We start from the raw sequence: 2,428 nt of genomic DNA, 5'->3' as shown, positions 1-2,428 counted from the left end.
CGAGGCCGCGCTTAAGAACCGGCAGAAGCATTTCGTCATTGACGGCGAAGCCGTAGTGCTTGGGGTGGACGGCGTATCGGATTTCAACGCGCTGCATTCGCGCAAGCACGATCGCGAGGTGCAGCTCTACGCCTTTGACGTGTTGGCGATGGACGGCGCCGACCTTCGCGACCTGCCACTGCATCTGCGAAAAACAAAGTTACAGCGCCTGTTAGCGCGGCGGCCGGACGGAATAACCGTGGCGCCGTTCGAGCGGGGCGACATTGGGCCTGATCTGTACCGCGCCGCCTGCCGGCTGGGGCCTAGAGGGGCTTGTCTCGAAGCACCGCGATCGGCCTTACCGCGGCCGGCAGACAGAAGCACTGGATCAAAGTCAAGAACCGCAGTCATCCCGCAATGGGGCGCGAGCTATAACAGTCGGCGGCTCGGCACACTGCCCCCGCCGAAACCTGTGCCGAGCCTAGCCGATCTCGCTGATCGAATTCCGACCGGCTGATGTCGATATTGTACCAACTATGCAGTTCTGAAAATTGCCTCGCTGCAACACTCGCGAATTTTCGACAGCGCTGCCGCGAGTAACCGCTCCTGCGAATAATTGCGACCATCCAAATTCCCGCCAGCGTGCACTCTGTAGCGTCACCGCCACACTCCACCATGTTCCGTCGCGGAACAACATCTTGGGAGTCAAAGTGCCCGCCAAATTCTGAAATCATTCCTGTCAGCCGGGGCTGGAAGTGATCATTACGTAAACACTCAATTTTCCCGGACAGGCCGCAGGGCCGGGTAGGTCCTGCGGCCTTTTTCGCGAGCAGTTTGTCGCCGGCACGCCGTGAACGGTCTACATCACGACGCCGTGTATGAAGCCGTTTCTTCCTCCCCACGCAATGACGCTGAAACAAAGCAGTCCAAGACTGAACGGCGTTGACGTCGTACTAGGAGGGTTAAATGCGAACATTATTTGTCGGCGCCGCTCTACTGGCGATCGCATTCGTGGGGTGTTCAACCCTGATCTCGGCCTCCCTGTCTGCAGCTCGGGATGCGAAGGCCGCAACATTCTCCGAGCGCTTTGCTCCGGCCCTGAAGTCCGCCACTAGCGGCTAAATGGAATCTGGAGCTAACGGCCGCGGTCACGATCCAATTACAACGCCACCGATGCTGCCGCCGATCGGCGCCGTGATAGTGATGCCGCTGTTGTTGCCAGGAGTTGAAGCTGTTCGTGGCAACAGGCGATCCCGTGCAAGTGTGACCGCGGAAGCTGCAATACTCCATGGTCGAGGTCGCCAAATTGCTAGGTGGTTTCGCCGTCACACGTCGTGTTCAGTTCCTGTAACCAGGCGACACGCCAGCGCCGAGCAAGCCAGCGAATTTGCTCTTGCGTTGCTCTGCATCGGGCAGTTTCAGCGCAGCACGACTTTTTGGGTCTAGTCCCAGGCGATCCCCCAAGGACGCAAGTTGTGCCGCTTGCTGGCGCGCAATTTTGATCCAAACATTTTCACTTTCGGCGCCGCGCTTCGTTTTGCTGGTCCACACGAATCCAGGGCTACCCATTTCATGGGTCGCGCGCTTGTGGATGGCCCATGCCGTCGCAAATGCGGACAGGACAAAGCTGTCGAGCGCGGAATAGACATTCGGCGGCATCGACTGCTTGATGACGTCGATGCAGCCACGGGCGTCGTCCGACAAATGTTCTGGGATGAAGGGCTCCCCAATCCCTCAACGCCCGACAGATCGAGCGGTCGACGGCCCGGATTCCCTTCCAAACGGGCGATTTCGACAAGCTTTTTGCGTCTTCCCATATTGCAAAATGTCCCACTTTTTCGAATTTCGCGCCGTCTACAATGAGACCCCGGAAGCGGTTGGCGCTCCCCACTTGGTAGACAATTACACCGCCCCCGGTGTGTCATTGCCTGTAGCTCATCAGGCAAAGCCCTTCGGCTGAGTATTCCGAAATCGGCCCACTCCCAGAATGCGTATGATACCGCTTGGTATTCTGACTCCGCGACCGGCAAGCCCGCCAAGATACGACGTTCCATGTCGCCCATCAGCGCCCTTATTTCAGGGGAGACGACAGCGCTGCCGGCGCGAGCGAGCCGATCCTCTGCGATATCGAACAGGGTTTTGAAGGCCTGCTTTGGGATCACCATTGCCGCGCCTCGCGGGCCCGCCGAACTTCGCATTCAAGTTCCAGTTTTCAGGCCGCGATCTTGATTGCGTTGGGGTTGCTGCCGCTCCTGGAGCCGCTGGTTGCCAGGATAGACTTGTCCGCATCCGCGCCCGGCGCGGCCATCAGATCGCCGCGGTGGCCGTGGCTCGCAAGCTCACTGTGCTCTGCTGGCATTTATTGACGAAGGGCGAAGATTACCTGTGGGCGCGCCCAGCCCTGGTGGCCAACAAGACCCGCGCAATGCAACTTCAACCCGGACATCCG

General features: G+C 59.2%; 2 protein-coding genes and 1 pseudogene. 2 read left to right on the top strand and 1 reads right to left on the bottom strand.

Going from position 1 to position 2,428, the window contains the following annotated elements; all coding sequences use genetic code 11:
- The first annotated feature begins 55 nt into the window (after window positions 1-55).
- A complete protein-coding gene (locus tag IVA82_RS37835) occupies window positions 56-496 on the top strand; it encodes a hypothetical protein (RefSeq protein WP_346658786.1) in 441 nt (146 codons plus the stop codon).
- Between the two features lie 821 nt (window positions 497-1,317).
- Here the strand turns inward: IVA82_RS37835 and IVA82_RS37830 are convergent.
- A complete protein-coding gene (locus IVA82_RS37830) occupies window positions 1,318-1,683 on the bottom strand; it encodes a P27 family phage terminase small subunit (protein WP_247388260.1) in 366 nt (121 codons plus the stop codon).
- Between the two features lie 580 nt (window positions 1,684-2,263).
- On the opposite strand from IVA82_RS37830, the pseudogene IVA82_RS37825 reads away from it, so the two are divergent.
- Window positions 2,264-2,428, top strand: a pseudogene (locus IVA82_RS37825) (IS110 family transposase); the annotation flags it as partial.

Origin of the sequence: Bradyrhizobium sp. 142, from assembly GCF_023074015.1 — a bacterium.
Classification (GTDB): domain Bacteria; phylum Pseudomonadota; class Alphaproteobacteria; order Rhizobiales; family Xanthobacteraceae; genus Bradyrhizobium.
This window is presented reverse-complemented; position numbering and strand designations above follow the sequence as displayed.